At 64.7% G+C, this 18,621-nt stretch carries 22 protein-coding genes; 11 read left to right on the top strand and 11 right to left on the bottom strand.

Going from position 1 to position 18,621, the window contains the following annotated elements; translation table 11 throughout:
- Positions 1-426, bottom strand: coding sequence for a hypothetical protein (locus tag ACVWY6_RS14320; protein WP_030165686.1), 426 nt, complete (start codon positions 424-426; stop codon positions 1-3).
- Between the two features lie 61 nt (positions 427-487).
- Complete coding sequence (locus ACVWY6_RS14315; RefSeq protein ID WP_457538890.1) at positions 488-1,396, bottom strand: LysR family transcriptional regulator; 909 nt, start codon at positions 1,394-1,396, stop codon at positions 488-490.
- An 83-nt stretch (positions 1,397-1,479) separates the two neighbouring features.
- Between ACVWY6_RS14315 and ACVWY6_RS14310 the strand changes: the two genes are divergently transcribed.
- Positions 1,480-2,592: a TDT family transporter gene (locus tag ACVWY6_RS14310; RefSeq protein WP_457538888.1), complete on the top strand. Its 1,113-nt coding sequence runs from the start codon at positions 1,480-1,482 to the stop codon at positions 2,590-2,592.
- Between the two features lie 141 nt (positions 2,593-2,733).
- Here the strand turns inward: ACVWY6_RS14310 and ACVWY6_RS14305 are convergent, their stop codons facing one another.
- From ACVWY6_RS14305 to ACVWY6_RS14290, 4 genes are all read right to left on the bottom strand, one after another.
- Positions 2,734-3,948 carry a DUF222 domain-containing protein gene (locus ACVWY6_RS14305; RefSeq protein WP_457538885.1) on the bottom strand — a complete coding sequence of 405 codons (1,215 nt, stop codon included), beginning with the start codon at positions 3,946-3,948 and terminating at the stop codon, positions 2,734-2,736.
- 297 nt (positions 3,949-4,245) lie between these two features.
- Positions 4,246-5,784 carry an L-aspartate oxidase gene (gene nadB / locus ACVWY6_RS14300; protein ID WP_457538883.1) on the bottom strand — a complete coding sequence of 513 codons (1,539 nt, stop codon included), beginning with the start codon at positions 5,782-5,784 and terminating at the stop codon, positions 4,246-4,248.
- A gap of 18 nt (positions 5,785-5,802) precedes the next feature.
- Entirely contained in the window at positions 5,803-6,279 is a 477-nt protein-coding gene (locus ACVWY6_RS14295) for a winged helix-turn-helix transcriptional regulator (RefSeq protein WP_062796611.1), read from the bottom strand.
- Positions 6,280-6,335: 56 nt separating this feature from the next.
- Positions 6,336-6,695 (bottom strand): VOC family protein, encoded by a 360-nt coding sequence (locus ACVWY6_RS14290; RefSeq protein ID WP_023954391.1) that lies wholly within the window; start codon positions 6,693-6,695, stop codon positions 6,336-6,338.
- Between the two features lie 61 nt (positions 6,696-6,756).
- Here ACVWY6_RS14290 and ACVWY6_RS14285 point away from each other — a divergent pair, with 61 nt between their 5' ends.
- The gene (locus ACVWY6_RS14285; protein WP_457538882.1) at positions 6,757-7,425 is read left to right on the top strand and encodes a hypothetical protein; all 669 of its coding nucleotides are present in this window, start codon (positions 6,757-6,759) and stop codon (positions 7,423-7,425) included.
- A gap of 12 nt (positions 7,426-7,437) precedes the next feature.
- Here ACVWY6_RS14285 and ACVWY6_RS14280 read toward each other — a convergent pair whose 3' ends face one another.
- Positions 7,438-8,106, bottom strand: coding sequence for a TetR/AcrR family transcriptional regulator (locus ACVWY6_RS14280; protein ID WP_457538880.1), 669 nt, complete (start codon positions 8,104-8,106; stop codon positions 7,438-7,440).
- A 116-nt stretch (positions 8,107-8,222) separates the two neighbouring features.
- On the opposite strand from ACVWY6_RS14280, the gene ACVWY6_RS14275 reads away from it, so the two are divergent.
- The 6 genes from ACVWY6_RS14275 to ACVWY6_RS14250 all read left to right on the top strand — a co-directional run bounded on the left by ACVWY6_RS14275 (position 8,223) and on the right by ACVWY6_RS14250 (position 14,085).
- The gene (locus ACVWY6_RS14275; RefSeq protein ID WP_457538878.1) at positions 8,223-8,909 is read left to right on the top strand and encodes a hypothetical protein; all 687 of its coding nucleotides are present in this window, start codon (positions 8,223-8,225) and stop codon (positions 8,907-8,909) included.
- Positions 8,906-9,715 carry an SDR family oxidoreductase gene (locus ACVWY6_RS14270; RefSeq protein WP_457538876.1) on the top strand — a complete coding sequence of 270 codons (810 nt, stop codon included), beginning with the start codon at positions 8,906-8,908 and terminating at the stop codon, positions 9,713-9,715. The genes ACVWY6_RS14275 and ACVWY6_RS14270 overlap by 4 nt, the downstream gene beginning before the upstream one ends.
- Entirely contained in the window at positions 9,712-11,133 is a 1,422-nt protein-coding gene (locus ACVWY6_RS14265) for a cytochrome P450 (protein WP_457538874.1), read from the top strand. The genes ACVWY6_RS14270 and ACVWY6_RS14265 overlap by 4 nt, the downstream gene beginning before the upstream one ends.
- Positions 11,134-11,291: 158 nt before the next feature.
- The gene (locus ACVWY6_RS14260) at positions 11,292-11,591 is read left to right on the top strand and encodes a metal-sensitive transcriptional regulator (protein ID WP_030176527.1); all 300 of its coding nucleotides are present in this window, start codon (positions 11,292-11,294) and stop codon (positions 11,589-11,591) included.
- Between the two features lie 13 nt (positions 11,592-11,604).
- Positions 11,605-11,808, top strand: a complete 204-nt coding sequence (locus ACVWY6_RS14255; protein ID WP_030176524.1) for a heavy-metal-associated domain-containing protein — start codon at positions 11,605-11,607, stop codon at positions 11,806-11,808.
- A 3-nt stretch (positions 11,809-11,811) separates the two neighbouring features.
- Complete coding sequence (locus tag ACVWY6_RS14250) at positions 11,812-14,085, top strand: heavy metal translocating P-type ATPase (protein WP_457538872.1); 2,274 nt, start codon at positions 11,812-11,814, stop codon at positions 14,083-14,085.
- Between the two features lie 11 nt (positions 14,086-14,096).
- Here ACVWY6_RS14250 and ACVWY6_RS14245 read toward each other — a convergent pair whose 3' ends face one another.
- Positions 14,097-14,531, bottom strand: coding sequence for a MarR family winged helix-turn-helix transcriptional regulator (locus tag ACVWY6_RS14245; RefSeq protein WP_457538871.1), 435 nt, complete (start codon positions 14,529-14,531; stop codon positions 14,097-14,099).
- Positions 14,532-14,678: 147 nt separating this feature from the next.
- On the opposite strand from ACVWY6_RS14245, the gene ACVWY6_RS14240 reads away from it, so the two are divergent.
- Positions 14,679-15,107 carry a hypothetical protein gene (locus tag ACVWY6_RS14240; protein WP_457538869.1) on the top strand — a complete coding sequence of 143 codons (429 nt, stop codon included), beginning with the start codon at positions 14,679-14,681 and terminating at the stop codon, positions 15,105-15,107.
- A gap of 26 nt (positions 15,108-15,133) precedes the next feature.
- Here ACVWY6_RS14240 and aqpZ read toward each other — a convergent pair whose 3' ends face one another.
- Positions 15,134-15,904 (bottom strand): aquaporin Z, encoded by a 771-nt coding sequence (gene aqpZ, locus ACVWY6_RS14235; protein WP_457538868.1) that lies wholly within the window; start codon positions 15,902-15,904, stop codon positions 15,134-15,136.
- Positions 15,905-16,112: 208 nt separating this feature from the next.
- On the opposite strand from aqpZ, the gene ACVWY6_RS14230 reads away from it, so the two are divergent.
- Together ACVWY6_RS14230 and ACVWY6_RS14225 are read left to right on the top strand one after the other, a co-directional pair.
- The gene (locus ACVWY6_RS14230) at positions 16,113-17,087 is read left to right on the top strand and encodes a pirin family protein (RefSeq protein WP_457538866.1); all 975 of its coding nucleotides are present in this window, start codon (positions 16,113-16,115) and stop codon (positions 17,085-17,087) included.
- 41 nt (positions 17,088-17,128) lie between these two features.
- A complete protein-coding gene (locus tag ACVWY6_RS14225) occupies positions 17,129-17,482 on the top strand; it encodes a GNAT family N-acetyltransferase (RefSeq protein ID WP_030176496.1) in 354 nt (117 codons plus the stop codon).
- Between the two features lie 29 nt (positions 17,483-17,511).
- Here ACVWY6_RS14225 and ACVWY6_RS14220 read toward each other — a convergent pair whose 3' ends face one another.
- Both ACVWY6_RS14220 and ACVWY6_RS14215 read right to left on the bottom strand, forming a co-directional pair.
- Positions 17,512-17,838 carry an AzlD domain-containing protein gene (locus ACVWY6_RS14220; protein ID WP_457538865.1) on the bottom strand — a complete coding sequence of 109 codons (327 nt, stop codon included), beginning with the start codon at positions 17,836-17,838 and terminating at the stop codon, positions 17,512-17,514.
- Positions 17,835-18,545 carry an AzlC family ABC transporter permease gene (locus ACVWY6_RS14215; protein WP_457538863.1) on the bottom strand — a complete coding sequence of 237 codons (711 nt, stop codon included), beginning with the start codon at positions 18,543-18,545 and terminating at the stop codon, positions 17,835-17,837. The genes ACVWY6_RS14220 and ACVWY6_RS14215 overlap by 4 nt, the downstream gene beginning before the upstream one ends.
- Positions 18,546-18,621 lie beyond the last annotated feature (76 nt).

Here is an 18,621-nt window from a genome sequence, read left to right as displayed (position 1 = left end):
TTATTTCGACCGCACCTTCTCGCCGAGAGCGTCAACCATCAGTCCCACACCGATGCCCAGCATCCAGACATCCTTGGCAAGCGCGGTGCCCTGCTGGGTGGGGGCCAGGGTGCCTGGTTCCCGCATGCCGGGGGTGTTCAGGTAGAGGCCGAGGAGACTCGCCGAGAAGGCGGTTAGACCCGCGCCCGCAACGGCGGTGGGGACGATGGGGAGCAACAACGCTGCTCCGAGTGCGATCTCGCCGGTCGAGACAAACCGAATGAACGCAGGTGGGCTGAGCTTGGTTGCCAGTGGGTATGTCCCGGCGGTGAGGCCGTGGAGCTGTGTGGCGGTTTCCTCGTCGGCCTGTCGCTTGGCCAGACCCGAACTGAGGATGAATGCGCCGGTGGCGACCCGGGTGGGGATGTGGCGAACTTTGAACTTCATGATGGCTCCTTTCGGCAGCATCCACTGCCTCAGCCGATGGTATTGCCCGACGGCACCTCAGTCAGGGCGAAGCGGAAGACCGGGTGATCGCGAGGTCGACCAAATCCCTTGCTGGCCCGTGCAACCCGCGATTTCGATCCCATACTGCGCGCAACACCCGAGGCATTGCGACGCCGGACACCTCGATGCGGACCAACTTGCCGTCCGCCAGCTCGGGCGCGACGGACAGACTGGACAGCACGCCCGGTGCGTCGGAACTGAGGACCGCGGCCTTGACAGCAGCTACCGACGTCAGCTCGAGCAACGGATCCGCGGCCTCACCGAGCGCCGCCTCGAAGGTGACTCGCGTGCCCGAACCGTGTTCACGTTGAACCAGCGGGGTGCGCATCAATTCGGCAGGAGAGATCGCGCGGCCGGCTCGCGCCCAGGGATGATCCGGCCGGGTGACCACCACCAGCTCGTCGTGCGCGACAGCCCGGTGATCCAGATGCGAATCGGTGTGTGGCCCTTCGACAAACCCCACGTCGACGGATCCTGCCAACACATCCCGGATGACATCGGCGGAGTTCATCGGCTGCACCCGTATCCGTGTCTCGGGGTGAAGGCGCCGGAGGGCCAGGGCCCAGGACGGAATCAGAATCTCGGCAACCGTCATCGAGGCCGCGACCGTGACCGTGGCGCGCTTGCTGCCCAGCAACGAGTCGATTCCGGCCGAGAACCGTTCCGCCGCGTCGAGCAGACCCGATGCCCACTCCAGGACTGCGACGCCTTCGGGCGTCAGCTCGGTGCCCGACGGCGACCTGCGGAAGAGCACCACACCCAGTTCGCGTTCCACGGCATGGACGCGTGCGCTGATTGCCTGCTGGCTGAGGTTCTGTTCGCGGGCGGCGGCGCTCATACTGCCTTGCCGTGCCACTGACACGACAACGTCGAGGGCGGAGAGGTCGGGGACTCGAGCGGGCAACACCATCTGTCGAGGCTACAAGCCTGACTTGTACCCGGACAACAACAAGCCCTCTACCTGTCTCGACGAGACGAGGTGACCATGAATCCATGACGCCGAACTGGTTCTCTGCAGTGATGGGCACGGGCATCGTGGCCACGTCGGGTGTGGCGTTGCACTCGGCCTGGCCGGCGATGGGAGTTCTCACCACCTCTTTCTGGGTGATCGCGCTGGCCGGCCTGGTGGTCGCGTCGTGCCTGTTCCTCGGCAAGGGGCCTGCCGATCACGCCGCGGACCCCGGTATGGCTCACTTCTACGGCGCCCCAGCCATGGCCTTGCTCACGGTCGGGGCCGGGACGGTCGAGCTCGGACCGCAGTTCGTCGGTGACTCAGCCGCAGTGTGGGTCGGCGGTGCGTTGTGGGCGGTGGGTACCGCCGCGGGCGTGTTCACAACCGTGTGGGTTCCATTTCGGACCATCACCGGTACGCAGAGTTCGGCGGACGGTGCCATGCCGAGTTGGTTGATGCCGGTGGTTCCGCCGATGGTGTCGGCAGCCACCGGCCCGTTGCTCCTCCCGCACCTGCCGCCCGGCGACATCCGATCAGGACTTCTCGCAACGTGTTACGCGCTGTTCGGGCTGACGTTGATTGTCGGGTTCTTGACGATGACGATGGTCTATTCGCGTCTCATCCATCGCGGACTGCCGTCTGTGCAGGTTGCACCGACGGTATGGATCATGCTCGGGATGATCGGCCAATCCATAGCAGCCGCAGTGTTACTCGGGTCGAGTGCCCACCTCGTGTTCGACGGCGAGCAGGCCTCGATCGCAAACGGTCTGCGCGTCTTCGGTATCGGCTACGGATTGGTCATGTCGGGGTTTGCAGGGTTCGTCTTTGTCCTCGCGGCGCTGATCACCGTGCACAACGTCCGACGGGGACTGACCTTCACGCCCACCTGGTGGAGCTTCACCTTTCCGATCGGCACGTGCGTGACCGGTTTGGCATCACTTGCCGTTGCGGTGGGGTCGACACCCTTGCGCGTCATTGCTGCAGCGTTGTTCGCGCTACTGCTGATCACGTGGGTTGTGGTGGCGGGATGGAGTTCGGTCTACCTGCGAAGAACAACCATTCAGCGACAGCACTTTTCACGTCTCGAAGTCGCCAACGCATGTGGCCCTGATCGTGCTCCTGAGCCGGCCCGTGTTGGTAGGGCTGTCGCCTGACCTGTGCCAGTCGGGCAGGCGACAGCCCCTGAACGCGGTTTCACACTATGGAGTTGTCAGGGTGCGTCCGCGGTCCCGGCGATGTGTCGGGTGCGGTGTTTCGCGGTGCGGTGCTGGTTCGCGTGAGTCAGGCAGCCTGAGTCAGGCTGCGTGGGTGAGGGTTCGGCGGTTGTAGGCCGGTAGTGGTTGTCGGGTGGGGTCGATGTCGGCGGGCGGGATGAGCCAGGGATGTCCGTCGGCGCCCATGACGATGTCCCAGTCGGTGTGATGCACGGCCCGATGGCACGTCCGGCACAACAGACACCCATTCGCGAGGGTGGTGGGTCCGCCGTCGGCCCAGTGCACGATGTGGTGGCAGTCTGACCAGGTTGCTGGTGCCCCGCATTTGATGCAGCAGGTATCGCGGATCAGGATTGCTTTGCGCACTGGCCCGGTGAACAAACGCTTGGGTGGACTCAGGTCGATCGGCACCTGCTGCCCGTCGAGGGTGATCGAGGTGATCACTGCATCACACGCAGCTGCTGCCGCTACCGCTTCGGTGACCGGACCCATCCACCGCAACACGGCCCGGTCGGGGTGATCCGCCGGAACCGTGACGGCCACTTCCGTTCTCGGCGCCGACACCAAACCCTGCCCACCACCGCCACAATCAAGCAGTTGGTGCAGGGCGTCAGCGCGTCGTTGCGTCGGTGTGCGAGCATCGGCGCTCCCGTCCGGTTCAGGTCGCGGCCTGGACCACACGTCCAGCGCGGACATCATCTTCTCTGCGGTCACCGCATCAACATCAAACCTGCCCGATAGCCGGCCATCGTCAGTGATGACGTAGTCCAGAGTGTTCAACGAAACGTCTTCGGCGGCCGGCACCCCACCCGACTCCCCGGCGACCTCGTTACCTATCGCCCGGGCAATCCGGCCGATCTCGGCGGGGGGTGCACCAGAGATCGCATGAGCCACGAGTTTCCGCTCGACCTCACACCGGAAGTCGTCGCTCATCACACCCACCATGCGGCCGCGCACATGACTGATGCCCCGAACAATTGCGTCGACGTGCTCAGCGGAGAGGAACCCGTCCCGAAAGTATCCGGCTGTACGCTCCAACCCCGCCAGGCCGGTCCCGATCCGTAGCCATCGTGCCGCCACCGCTGGGGCGGCACCGTTGGCCTGCACCACCTTCGAGGTTGTCGAACCCATCCGTTTGGCCACACCCAGGCGGTCGATGATCGCCGCACCGGCCGCCAACCGCGCATCCACAGCATTACGCAGGGTGATCAGATCTTTCACCACCGCCACCACCCCGGCCGGATCATCCGGAAACTCCACCCCGATGACCTCATCAACCACATCGAGAACAGCCATCACCACACCCCCTCCAAGACAACAACATTGGGACAGCCGATCACAATGGTGGCGTAGTCACACGTATCTCAGAGTCAGGTCTTGCGGACGATCAGCTTGGAATCAGTCTAGATACTCGAACACACATTCGATAGTCATATGTTCAGATGAAACCGGCCGGGAACCCGCGCACAGGCGAGAACGTCAAAGGCGGGAAGACGATGAGCATCTACGAAAACTGAAGCAGGAGAGCCTTTATGAACAGTCTGAGGAGCCAAAGCGCTGTACATCCACCTGGCAATCGGCGGGTCGCGTGTGTCAACCCGCGATGGGCGCAGAGGCCTCGGGGTAGTCCACCCGGTGATGGCAACCCCGCGACTCTTTTCGGGCCAAAGCGCCGGCGACCACCAATCGTGCGGTGGCGGTCAGGGCAGCATCTTCGTGGTCGGCACCATCCAGCAGTGGCCGACGCGGCACCGCGTCGAGGTGGTCGGCGAGAGCCATCAGCCCTGAATGGTCGCGAGATAGGGCCGCGCTCGCGGACATTCGGTCCTGGAGGTCTCGACGTGGGGCGACAGGTGCGTCGAGCTCGGTCGCGACGTCCGGTCGCGAAGCGTCTGGGTGTCCGGCTCGGCCGGCGGCTGCCCGCGCGACCCGCAGTCCCATCACCAGTCCTTCGAGCAAACTGTTGGACGCCAAACGATTTGCACCATGCAGGCCTGTCCGGGCGACTTCGCCTGCGGCAAACAACCCAGGAACGGTGGTGGCGCCCTCGGTATCGGTGACAACACCTCCACAGAGATAATGAGCGCCGGGCACCACCGGGATGAGGTCGGTGGTGGGGTCGATGCCGATTGCTGCGACACCGGCGGTGACCGTGGGGAAGCGGCGGCCGAAGTCCGCGATGTGACGGGCGTCGAGGTAGACGCAGCGGTGGCCGGTGCGCGCCATGGCGGCACCGACGGCATTGGCGACCACGTCGCGCGGAGCGAGATCGCCGAGGGGGTGTACGCCTTCGGTGACCGAATTGCCTTCGCTGTCAACGAGTTTTGCGCCCTCGCCGCGTAGGGCCTCGGTGATGAGTGTGCGCCTGCCGCGCTGACCGGGGCGGTACAGCATCGTGGGATGGAATTGGATGAACTCCATGTCCGAGACCGCCGCACCAACCTTGTGCGCCAGGGCGATGCCGTCACCCGTCGAACCGAGGGGGTTGGTGGTGGCCGCATAGAGGTGCCCGACCCCGCCGGTCGCGAGAATCACCGTGGGCGCCAAAATGTCTCGGAAGGAGCCACCGGAGCGTCCGACGCGCACCCCGACCGCTGTGCCGTGCTGGTCCTGCAGGATCTGCTGGGCATACGATTCGTCGAGCACGGTGATGGTGGGTTGGGCGAGCGCGCGCACCGCCAGGGACCGTTGCACCTGCGCTCCGGTGGCGTCGCCGCCGGCGTGAATGATCCGACGAACGCTGTGTCCACCTTCTCGTGTCCGCAGGAAGCGCCCGTCGTCCCCGATGTCGAAGTGCGCGCCCCAGCTGACCAAGGCCGAGACCGCGGCGTGGCCCTCCGAGAGGATGGACTCTGTGGCTACAGGGTCGGTGAGACCGGCACCCGCGACCACGGTGTCGCGGGTGTGCAGTGCGACCGAGTCCTCCGCGTTGCTGGGCTCCACCACGGCGATGCCACCCTGCGCGAAGTAGGTGGCGGTGTTGGGTGCCGGATCGTCGGGACGCCAGCCGCTGCCCTTGTTGAGAACGATCACCGCGAGCCCTGATTCGGCGGCTCGAACGGCCGCGGTCAGGCCCGCGACACCCGCACCGACCACCACGAGATCAGCACGCAGCGCAGCGTCGGCAACCATGGCTGAGGAGTCTATCCGTCAGCGTTTGACCAGCGATATCCGCAAGTCGTCGAGGGGGACCTCGGTGCCGTCAGGCGTGGTCAGTCCCACGTGCACGGGCTCACCCGTCACGTTGGATTGCAGCTGCAGCGGCTTGCCCTTGGGCTGGAAATACTTGTCTCCCCACTGCATGAGTCCGAACAGCACGGGAACCAGGTCGGTGCCCATCTCGGTGAGCCGGTACTCGTAACGCGTGCGTTGACCAGGTTCCTGATACGGCGACTTCTCCAGCAGACCTGCTTCGACAAGTGCTTTGAGTCGCGCGGATGCGACTGCGTCGCTGACTCCGACCCGCCGCGCGAATCCGTCGAAACGAGTCGTGCCGTACATGGCCTCGCGCATGATCAGCAATGCAGTCCTGGTCCCGACCACCTCGAGGGCGCGGACTATCGAGCACCGGTCGCCCGGTGTCCACCGATCGAGGTCGGCCAACTTCTCGTCGAGAACTGCAACCATGGCAGCAACTATACGCGGCCTGACTTCGTCAGACAGCAGTCAGAAGGAAGCCTCGGTTACTCCAGGACAAGGCAGAACGGGTGACCCACCGGGTCGAGGTACACCCGGAAACCGGGATGTTCCTGACCCTCGACCTTGCGCGCTCCGAGGTCGAGTATCTGTGGTTCGGCCGACTCGAAGTCGTCGACCTGGATGTCGAGATGGAACTGCTGACTGCCGTTGGGGTCGGGGAACTTCGGGGGTACATAGCTGGTTGATGGTTGAAATGTCAGTTTCGCTTTACCCAAACCGCAATCCAGCGTGACCCATTCGGGATCGCTTGTATCCAGCTCGCCACCGAGAACTTGCTGGTAGAACTGCGCGAGCCCGACCGGATCTGGTCCGTCGAGGGCAATGGCATTAACGAAACCGATCATCAAAACTCCCAACTCGTGTGTCGGACTCGCCACCGCATCGCGATGAGGCCAAGATGTAGCGGTGGCGACCGAATTCGACCTGTGCTGGTCCACGGTAATCGCTGCCTCCGACACGTATGAAGCGTTTGCGCACGCGCCGGAGAACGGCTGGGTTCAACGATGCCGCCTGGGGCTCGGTCACGACGGGACGCACGGCAGTGACGGGGGATCCGAGCCGCCCGATGCGCGGCGGACCTGGGTGCTGTGGCTCGACGGCCAGCCCGGCCAGCCCGGCCAGCGTCTGGCGGAGCTCGAGAGCTGTGTGGCATCCGACGGAGTTCACGGAGGCAGTTGCGTTCTGTTCGCCGACCACGGTGGACCCCACCGATTCGCCCCGCCCTCGAAGATGCGTGGCTTCGGGGCACCGTACCGGCCGGAGCCGCAAATCAGCCGGAACGGTTCCCGCAACGGCACCCTCGTCACCGTCAGTGATGTCGCGTCTCGCGAAATGGCACCAGAGGCCCCACCTCGTCGACACCGCGAACCTGACCCGGAGCAGGTGGAGACGGCGGACTCGCCCCGGGACCCCGCGCCGAGCGGAGTGAGTCCGGCCGGTGATCAACCAGAGTCGAACCGGGAGGCCGGCCACTCGCGTACGCCCACGGTCGACGAAGCGCTACTCGCGGTCGCGGATGCCCTGACCGATCTGGCGCGCGCGTTGCGTCATCGCCCTGCCGAACCCCAACGGTGAAACTCGGGACAGTTACTCACCCGGGCGGGCATCGAGCCTCGACCGCGCCATATCCGACGCGCTTTCGCCGAGCGACAACCAGATTGCGGCGATGTCGTCGATCAACTGATCGCGCTCGACCGGAAGGTCGCCGTTGACCCACGACAAGATCGCCTGTGCGGTACCGCCGATGACAAACGCCGGGGCTGTGAAGGCCAAAGAGTCCTGTTCCAGTTCGACGTCGTGGATACGCCGTGCATGGTCCACGAGGATGGCCGTCAAACCACCGATGGCAGCCCGTCGCGTGCTCTCCTGACCTGCGGAAGTCGGTACGCCGCCGAGTAGGACAAGCGCCTTGCGCCGATCGGTGCCCAGGACGTCGACCAATGCGCTCACAGTGTTCTTGGCCTGCACCTCCAGAGGCGAGTCGAGTGTCGCGAGATACGCCGCAACGGCCGCACCACCGACGTCGGCGGCGACGCTGTCGATGACAGCGTCGGCGAGCCGGTCGAGGTCGTCGAAACTCTCGTAGAAGTACCGCTTGTTCAGTCGGGCCTGAACACACAGGCTGGCGACGGTCGCAGAACGCCAGCGATTCTCGGCCATCTCCGTCAAAGCCGCGTCGATGAGACCGGACCGGCGCTTCTCGACACGTGCAGATGCGGAAGCACCCCCGTAGTTCCGCGTGCTGCCGCTAGTCACGCCCACAGTTTTGCATCTTCGTCCGCCAAAGGTCTTGATTGCCCACGTCTATCTGGTACCGTCCCGTTCCAGATACGAACTGGAACAGAGTTGTACCAAAGTTTGGAGGCCCACGTATGTCGGTACAAGAGCAAGAGGTCGTCTCGTCGACGAGGGATGGGGAGTCGGTTACTGCCGTTCGTTCCATGGCCTCGGAGCTGCGGGAGTTGGCAGTCGCACGTCCAACTGTCGCCCGGGGAGCGGCGTGGCAATACATCAAAGAACTCGGTGCCCGAAACGACCGAGAAGCGTTGGCGGAGTTGTTCGGTGAAGGCACGGCCCCCGACGGACCGGACGGCAAGATGGAGGGACTGATCGTCGGCAAGCTGTTCGGGATACCCGAGGCCCACCTGGCCAATCCTTTGATGCGCGTCAACCCGACATGGCGGGGAAAGACCTTCGACCTGGGCGCCGGAACGGGATTCAACAGATTGGCACCTATCGCTCGGCTGGCCATGCCGGTTGTCGCATTCGGGTACCGCGGGCTCCGGCGGGGACGCGGCGAGGTGGAGGGTTTCGACTTCGACCATGCGATCGACAAAGGCCTGATCGAGCCACGAGTCATGGTGCGCGCGCTCGATTACGGTGTGCCCCAATACAAGAATCCCAGCGTCCGCACGTTCCCCATCAAGAGGACGCGCGATGAAATCGTCGAGCTGGTCCCGGGGGTGTATCTGGGGCGCGCATTGCTCACCATGCCCGGCGGGGAGGTCCGACTCATCGCCTACTTCGCGCTTCGTGAGCCGATCGGAAGACCCCTGTGATCGACCTCGATGGTGCCCGCGTCTGTGTCACGGGCGGTGCTCGCGGGATCGGCCGAGCCACTGCAGCCGCCTTGGCCCAGAGGGGTGCCATCGTGACGATCGGCGACATCGATCTCGATGCCGCTTCGGCGACGGCCGACGAGCTGGGAATCAGGGCGGAAGCTCTCGATGTCACGGATGAGAAGAGCTTTCGGGAGTTCTTGCTGGCCGCCGCGGACGGCCACGACATCGACATGCTCGTGAACAATGCCGGAATCCAGCTGATGGGTCGCTTCGTCGATTCCGAACTCCAGGCGCTGCACCGCGAACTGGCCATCAATCTCGGCGCAGTGGTGACGGGGACCCATCTGGTGCTGCCCCACATGATCGTCCGCGGCCGGGGTCACATCGTGAACGTCTCATCGATGGCAGGCAAGGTCTCGACACCAGGCATGGCAACCTACTGCGCTTCCAAGTTCGGAGTGGTCGCACTCTCGCGTGCCATCCGCGCCGAGATCGCCGGCACCGGGGTGAGCGTGACGACAGTGATGCCCGCTGCCACCCGGACCGACTTGACCTCGGGGGTGACTTTGCGCCTGCAGCCGACACTGGAGGCCGACGACGTCGCGGCGGCGATTGTCGCCAGCGCGGGTCACGGTAGATCAGAGGTCACGGTCCCTCGTTGGCTGGCGCCGATGGGCGTGGTCGAACAGGGTGTGCCGGAATGGCTTCTGCTGCAGGCCAAGCGACTCGTGGGTGGCAAGGAACCGGGTGCGTTCGATCCGGGCGGTCGCCGGGCATACCTCGACAGGACCCAGATCCGATGAGGCCGACGCGGGCAGGGGTCACCGACACTCTGCAGCGGGGTTCGGCCCGCCTGGCCTCGCTGTACCCGTCTTCGGCGGAACCGCTCGCCGCACCCCCCGAAGGCAGTGGACTCGAACCCGTCATGGGCAGCTACGGCATTCCCGGTCTGGGGCACGTCCTGGAGAGCATCGCCCATCCTCTCGACTTCGGGCGTGAGCGATACCGCCGGTTCGGGCCGGTGTCGTGGACCGGCGCCGTCGGCTTCAGGGTTGTCACCGTGACGGGTCCGGAAGCGCTGCAGGAGGTCTGGCTCGACAAGAACAAGGTGTTCTCGAGCGAGCGGGGTTGGCACCCCGTGATCGGCCCCTTTTTCCGTCGGGGCCTCATGCTGCTCGATTTCGACGAGCACATGTTCCATCGACGGATCATGCAGCAGGCGTTCACGCGTCCCCGTCTCGACGGTTACCTCGCGTTGTCGCGGCCGCTCGTCTCCGGGATCGTCGCCACATGGGCCACTGGTGAGCAAGTCCCTGTGTTCGACCACACCAAGGAGTTGCTGCTCGCGATGGCGAGTCAGGTGTTCGTCGGCGAGCCCCCCGACAGCTCGACTGCGACTGATCTGTCGCGTGCGTTCGACGACGCGGTCCGGGGAGCGCAAGCGGTTGTCCGTCAGCCGGTTCCCGGTGGGCTGTGGGCTCGTGGTCTACGCGGCAGACGGCATCTGGAGCGATACTTCAGGACGGCGGTACCGAGGCGCCGTGGTCAAAACGGCGACGACTTGTTCACCGTGTTGTGTCAGTCGCGCACCGACGAGGGCAACGTTTTCACCGATGAGGACGTCACCAATCACATGATCTTCCTGCTGATGGCGGCGCACGACACCAGCACCATCGCGCTGTCCATGCTGCTCTATCACCTCGGCAAAGACCCCGAGTTGCAGCAGCACCTGCGAGAGGAGGTCGCAGCCCTACCTGCCGACGCGTCGATGGACGAGCTCAATTCCGCCCATCTGCTGGACTGCGCCTTCAAAGAGTCTTTGCGGATGTATGCGCCTGCCGGGACGCTGTTCCGTCAGGCCGTGTCCGACACCAGCATTCTGGGCCACCACATACCTGCGGGCACCGAGATTGCCCTGAACGTGCATCTGTCGATGCGATTGGACACGTGGTGGTCGCGGCCGGACGTCTTCGATCCCGGTCGCTTCGATGACCCTGCAGTGTTGAAGGACATGCATCGCTACGCGTGGTCGCCGTTCGGCGCCGGCGCCCACAAGTGCATCGGGATGCACTTTGCGGCCATGACCGTCAAAGCGGTGCTGCATCGACTCCTCCTCGACTTCTCTTGGACGGTGCCCCGCGACTATGTCCCTCTGATGACCTGGGGAACCGGTCCGATGCCCGCCGACGGCCTGCCGGTTCGGATCCGCCGGATCCGATGATCACGCCGCGGCCCATCGGCCCGGCCTCACGTCCCCTCTCCTAGGGGGCCGATCAACTCGATCGCCCCACCTGGGCAGTTCCGTCAGCTCTACTCCTCGACTTGGGTACGGTAGGGGGGTATGGTAAACCGGTACGAACAACGGGCGAAAGAGGACACATGGCCGACGAGCACCAACACCACGGCTACATCAACCGCAAGGACGACTACCTCAAGCGGCTGCGCCGTATCGAAGGGCAGGCCCGCGGGTTGCAGCGGATGGTCGAAGACGAGAAGTACTGCATCGACATCCTCACCCAGGTGGCGGCGATGACCAAGGCATTGCAAGCGGTGAGCCTGGGACTGCTCGAGGAGCACATGTCGCATTGCGTCGTCGACGCAGCCCGCCAGAGCGAAGAGCAGGGTCAGGAAAAAGTCAAAGAGGCCACCGAGGCGATCGCCCGGCTGGTCCGGTCGTAGAAGGAGGGCGAACATGAGCGCGCAGACCTACACGGTGGTGGGGATGACATGCCAGCACTGCGTCGCATCGGTCACCGAGGAAGTGTCCGAGGTGCCTGGTGTGGACAAGGTGGACGTGGACCTGAACAGCGGCGGGCTCACCGTCCACAGTGAGCAGCCGGTCGGCCGGGACGAGATCGAGGCCGCGGTGCACGAGGCCGGATACCGGCTGGGCTGAGCAATGAGTTCGACTACGCCGACAAGTTCCACCGGCGACGCGAAAGCGGCTGTCCCACAGGCACATGTCGACCTCGAGATCGCTGGGATGACGTGTGCCTCGTGTGCCAACCGCATCGAACGCAAGCTCAACAAGCTCGACGGCGTGCAGGCGACGGTGAACTACGCGACCGAAAAGGCAAACGTCGCCTACTCCGATCCGGTCGCCACCGGCGACTTGATCGCTGCGGTCGAGGCGGCCGGTTACCGGGCGAAAGCGATCGAGGACCATCCCGATTCCGCCGCCGACGACAACGATGACGACGGTCATGATCAGGAACTGAACCGCCTGCGTCATCGCACGCTGGTCAGCGCCGCCCTCTCCGTTCCCGTGATCGCCATGGCGATGATTCCGCCTCTGCAGTTCGACAATTGGCAGTGGCTCTCGTTGACACTCGCAGCGCCTGTGGTCGTGTGGGGAGGCTGGCAGTTCCACCGGGCGGCAGCGATCAACCTGCGTCACGGCGCTGCGACGATGGACACACTCGTATCGGTGGGAACCATTGCCGCGCTGGGCTGGTCGCTGTACGCGCTGTTCTTCGGAGCCGCAGGTGATCCCCAGACCGCACACGGCGGGATGGAGATGAGCTCCTCGGACGGGTCGGCCAACATCTACCTGGAGGCGGCGGCGGGAGTCACCACCTTCATCTTGGCGGGCCGGTTCTTCGAGATGCGATCCAAACGCCGTGCGGGAGCGGCCTTGCGAACGCTTCTCGGTCTCGGCGCCAAAGACGTGACCGTGCTCAGGGGTGACACCGAATCGCTGGTGCCCATCGGAGACCTGGCCGTCGGTGACCTGTTCGTGGTGCGGCCGGGCGAGCGGATCGCAACCGACGGTGTGGTGAAAAGTGGCTCGTCGGCAGTGGATGCGTCGATGTTGACCGGTGAATCGGTGCCGGTCGAGGTGAACGAAGGCGATGCCGTGGTCGGCGCAACGGTGAACGCCGGAGGTCGGATCACCGTACGCGCGACCAAGATCGGTAACGACACACAGCTCGCGCAGATGGCGAGGCTGGTGGAACAGGCGCAGAACGGCAAGGCGCAGGTACAGCGTTTGGCCGACCGGATCTCCGGTGTCTTCGTGCCCGTGGTCATCGCGCTCGCGCTGGGCACCCTGGCTGTATGGCTGCTGCTCGGATATGACGCTGCCGATGCCTTCACCGCGGCGGTCGCCGTGTTGATCATCGCGTGCCCCTGCGCACTCGGGCTGGCGACGCCGACCGCGTTGATGGTCGGGACAGGCCGCGGGGCCACGATGGGAATACTGATCAAGGGACCCGAGGTGCTCGAGTCCACGCGGCAGGTCGACACCGTGGTGCTCGACAAGACCGGCACCGTGACAACCGGTCAGATGACCTTGACGGAGGTTGCCGTCGCCGACGGTGAAGAGACGGATCATGTTGTGCGCGTGGCCGGAGCGGTCGAAAACGCGTCCGAACATCCGATCGCGCGTGCCATCGCCGACGGCGCACGCGAGCGCACCGGGCCGCTGCCCGCAGTTCGTGATTTCGTCAATTCCGCGGGCCTCGGGGTCCAGGGTGTCGTCGACGACGTGGAGGTGCTTCTGGGTCGACCACAACTGCTGACCGAGCGAGGCAACGAGATACCCGGTGAGCTTGTCGCCGCACTGGAGCGGGCGGGTTCGGAAGGCCAGACTGCTGTCGCGGTCGCCTGGGGCGGACGCGCCCGCGGCGTGCTCGTGGTCTCCGACGTGGTGAAGGCGACGTCGCGGCAGGCCGTTGCGGAGTTGGTGGACCTCGGTCTCGAGCCGGTGTTGCTCACCGGTGATCACGAGAGTGTCGCCAAAGCGGTTGCCGCACAGGTGGGTATCAGCACAGTGATCGCGGGGGTATTGCCTTCTGCGAAGGTCGATACGATCAAGGATTTGCAGGCACAGGGAAAGACCGTGGCGATGGTCGGCGACGGTGTCAACGACGCCGCCGCTCTGGCTCAGGCCGATTTGGGACTGGCGATGGGCACGGGGACCGACGCCGCGATCGAGGCCGGGGACATCACCCTGGTCCGGGGTGACCTGCGGGCCGCAGGCGATGCGATTCGCCTGTCTCGCGCAACACTTCGCACCATCAAGGGAAACCTGTTCTGGGCGTTCGGATACAACGTGGCCGCACTGCCCCTGGCCGCACTGGGATTGCTCAGCCCCATGATCGCCGGCGGGGCGATGGCGTTGTCATCGGTGTTTGTCATCGGAAACAGTCTGCGACTCAGGCGATTCCGCTGACGATCCCGGCGTCACTGACTCTCGAGGGCGGTGATCAGGGCGCGGACGATGGTGCGCGTGCTCTCAAGTTCGTCCACTGTGATGTGTGTGCGGGTGAGCAACCGGGACCTCTCGACGTCCGATTCCCGCACCAGTTCGGCCAGGATCGCCCGGCCGGCGCTGGTGAGTCGGAGTAGGGGTGAGGTCTGATGGTCGGGATTGTCCTGGCTCTCCAGAAGCCCTTCACGTAAGAGGTCGCCGCAGATGCGATGCACGCTCTGGCGTGACAGGCCAAGGCGTCGTGCAGCTCCGGCCACCGTCGACGGTTCGGACAGGACGCTGAGCACGTGCCAGCGGGCAACGGTCTGTCCGGCCCGTCGAGCCACGTCCTCGCTCGTCCGGCGCGATGCGCCGGCGAGTTCGTAGACGTCGGCAATGAGTAATCGGTAAGCCTCCGCCTTGTTCACCTACCCAGCCTGGCATATTCGTCAGCAATCTGACAACATGTCAACATGCTGACGGATTTCGGAGGCGGCAACGCCTTGGCCGCCCACTTGCATTCCCCTGGCCCGGCTCGGGGCGCAACTGAGCACTTGCGGGCGTTCGGAAGATTCGTGGGATCCTGGCATATCCGCTGGATACCGGCGGCAACGGACTCTCCCGAACTCGACGGAGAGCTCCACTTCGGGTGGGTCCTGGGCGGTCGTGCGATCCAGGATGTGTGGATGGTGCCCGGGGCTGCTCTTGCGCCACCGGAACGGGGATTTCGAGCATTTCATGGGTCAACCATCCGGTTCTACGATCCGTCGATCGCAGCCTGGAGATCAACGTGGGTGGAGCCGATCAATGCACGTGTTCGAAAGTTCATCGGCGAAATAGGCGACGGGGATATCACTTTGACCAGCACAGATGACGAACCAACGCTTCGGTGGCGCTTCACCGACATCACCGACAACACCTTCACATGGACAGGGGAGTTCTCCGACGACGGCGAGAACACCTGGACTCTCGAAGAGACGATGCTCGCCACCCGGGTTGCGTGACGGCCGGAGCTGTCGACCGGGCAAGTTCAGGCAGACACCGCTGGATTGGGGATCTGATCGAGTTCGGGTTCGTTTGCACCCTTGTCGAAGACGAGCGGGTAGAGAATGCCGGCCAACAGTGCGCCCACGAGCGGTGCGACCCAGAACAACCAGAGCTGACCGGGCGCGCCATTGCCGTTGAAGAATGCCACCGCCGTCGATCGCGCGGGGTTCACCGAGGTGTTGGTGATCGGGATGCTGATGAGGTGAATGAGGGTGAGGGCCAGGCCAATTGCGATGCCCGCGATACCTTGTGGCGCTCGGGTGTCGGTGGCACCCAGGATGACGATGACAAAGATGGCGGTCAGCACGATCTCGGCCACGAGTGCGGCCCACAAGGTGTACCCGCCCGGCGAGTGGTCGCCGAAGCCGTTGGCGGCCATCGAACCCTCGGCCTCGAACCCTTCTTTGCCATTGGCGATGAGAAGGATGATCGCGCCGCCGATGAGGCCACCGATCACCTGCACGACGACGTAGCCCGGTACGTCTTTCCATGAAAAACGTCTGGCCAGAGCGGCGCCCACCGTGACGGCCGGGTTGAAATGTCCACCCGAGATGTGACCGAGGGCGTAGACGCCGGTCAGGACGGTGAGGCCGAAAGCGATGGATACGCCGAGGAACCCGATGCCGAGCTGGGTCCCGTCGTCGTCCGCGATCACCTTCGCCGCGAAAACGGCGCTGCCGCAACCCCCGAGAACAAGCCAGAACGTTCCCAGTGCTTCGGCAGCTAATTTTTGAACTGTCGTCGGAGCAGACATTTTCGGATTACCTCCACTAGTGGTCTAGCTGTGGCGCACGATTTAGACTCGGGTGGAACGACGCGGTCACCTGACGATTTTCAGTTGAATCGGCTGGTTGCTCATCGAAAGTATTACCACCGTCACCCAATTCGTGAGCCCAGGATTGCGGATTGAAATGTCACGAAATGAGAATGCCCGCCGACAAGGTGAGGAATGAGGCGCCAGTATGAGCAACGTAATCAACGGTCCGGAAATCGATTGCTCACCGGCCCCGGGAGATCGGCATCACGTGCAGATCCTGACGTCGCGCGACGTTCCGCTGGGCGGCCCGCGTGCGATGACTGTCCACCGCACATTGCCGCAGCGTGCCCGGTCCCTGATCGGGGCCTGGTGCTTCGCCGACCACTACGGCCCGGCGGATGTCCGGACCACGGGTGGAATGGACGTGCCACCGCACCCGCACACCGGGTTGCAGACGGTGAGCTGGCTTTTCACCGGCGAGATCGAGCACCGCGACAGTTTGGGTGTGCACGCCTTCGTCCGCCCGGGCGAGGTGAACCTGATGACTGCGGGTCATGGGATCGCCCACTCGGAGGTCTCTACGCCTTACACCACCACGTTGCACGGCGTCCAGCTGTGGGTGGCCCTTCCTGACGAATCGCGCGACACGGCGCGGAACTTCGAGCACTTCGTTCCCGAACCGATCGCACTCGACGGCGGCCGGGTGAGTGTCTTCATCGGCGATCTGCTCGGAAAGTCGTCGCCGGTCACCACGTTCAGCCCGCTGTTGGGCGCTCAGATCGATCTCGACATGGGTGCGTCCGTCACCATCCCGGTGCATCCCACGTTCGAGCACGGTGTGCTGGTGGACCAGGGCTCGGTCAGTGTGGAAGGAGCCGAGGTGGGGCAGACGGAGTTGGCCTACCTGGCTCCCGGGCACCACCACATCACGTTGCAGAGTTCCGACGAACGCCCGTGCAGGATGATCTTGTTGGGCGGCACACCATTCGGCGAGGATCTGGTGATGTGGTGGAATTTCGTCGGACGCAGCCACGAAGAGATCGTGGAGTACCGGACGCAGTGGCAGGCGCAAGCCGACCGGTTCGGACACGTCGAGGGCTACGTAGGTGGCGTCGACCGCCTGCCTGCACCGACATTGCCGAATGCCCGGATCAAACCACGTCTGACCGCTGAGTCCTGATGTGGGTGGAATAGCGGATACCTCGGAAAGGTTGTCGTGGCATGACTCAAAACAGCTCCACCATCACCGACAAGACCGGCGCGCCCGTGACCGTTGCACCCGATCCGGACAAGCGCCGGTACACGGTCTCCGTGGACGGCGAGGTCGTCGGGTTCGCAGCCTACGCAGACCGCGAACAGAGTCGGGTTTTCTATCACACCGAGGTGCAAGAGGCGTTCGGAGGACGCGGACTGGCCACGATCCTCGTCTCAGAGGCGCTCGATGATGTTCGCGCACAAGGCAAGCGGATTGTTGCGGTGTGCCCGCTGGTCTCGGCCTTCCTGAAGAAGCATCCCGCTTACGCCGACATCACGGACCCGGTCACCAAAGACATCTTGACCTGGCTGGGCGCCTGACAGTCCGGCTCGGCGCCCGAAGGCCGGTGTCAGGGGAGACCGGCCAGGCGCAGTAGCGCTGCACACGCGGCTGCGGCTGCCACGACAACCACGAAAGGCGCCCGGCGCCAGGCGAGGACGCCGCCGACGGCGACGCCGACGATGCGGGACGGCTCCGCGAAGTGCTGATCGTCGATGAGTGTGGAGGTCGCCACGAGCGCGGCCAGTAGGACCACGCTGCCGACGGTTGTGAGCCGGTGGACGTCCGGAGGCATCGTCACCCGCGCTGCGAGCACCGGTCCGACGAACCGAAAAGCGTACGTGCCCAAGGCCAATACGGCGATACCGACGAGCAGGACGGGCGTCGAGGTGTTCATCCGCTGGCCGCACGTCGACGGCCGGGGATCGGAACGACGAGCACCAGCGCAGCCAAAGCGAGTAGTACCGGTACGCCCACCGGGGTGAAGAACGAGGCACCGACGGCGATGACGGCACCGGCGAGCGCGGCATTGCGGGTGGCTCGCTCGCGCATCCCGGGCAGGATGAGGGCGAGGAGGACCGCCGGGAACGCGGCGTCCAATCCGAAGGCGTCGGTGTCGGTGATGAGTGTGCCGCCCGCCGAACCGGCGAGGACTCCGACGTTCCATGCGACGAAAAGTCCTGCGCCGCAGGCCCAATAGATCGCTCGACGCGTCTTCGGTGCGTCCTGCGCAAGCGTGAAGGCAACCGATTCGTCGATCATCAGGTGCGATCCGAGCAACCGCCATCCGAGGGACTTCCCGAGCACGTCGCCGATCGAGAAGCCGAACAGGATGTGCCTGGCATTGGCCAGCAACCCGGCGGCGACCGCGGCGAAGATCCCACCGCCGGCGGCCAGGATCGCGACGAACGTGAACTGAGACGCGCCGGCGAACACGACTACCGACATCAGCATCGGCATCCAGAGGGGGAAGCCGCTGCTGACGGCGATCGCGCCGAAGGACAGTCCGACAACGCCCACGGCGACGCAGACGAGTGCGACGTCGCGGGTAGTGGCGGCATCAAGCGAGATGCCGAGCCGTGGTGTTCGCCATATCGAACGCATGATCAACATGGTGAACGATATCCGTGGTGTTCGTCAAGCCGAACGAAGGTAGTCTGGGCCGAACGGCACGGGGAGT

The sequence above is a fragment of the Williamsia sp. R60 genome (assembly GCF_054063855.1).
This window is presented reverse-complemented; position numbering and strand designations above follow the sequence as displayed.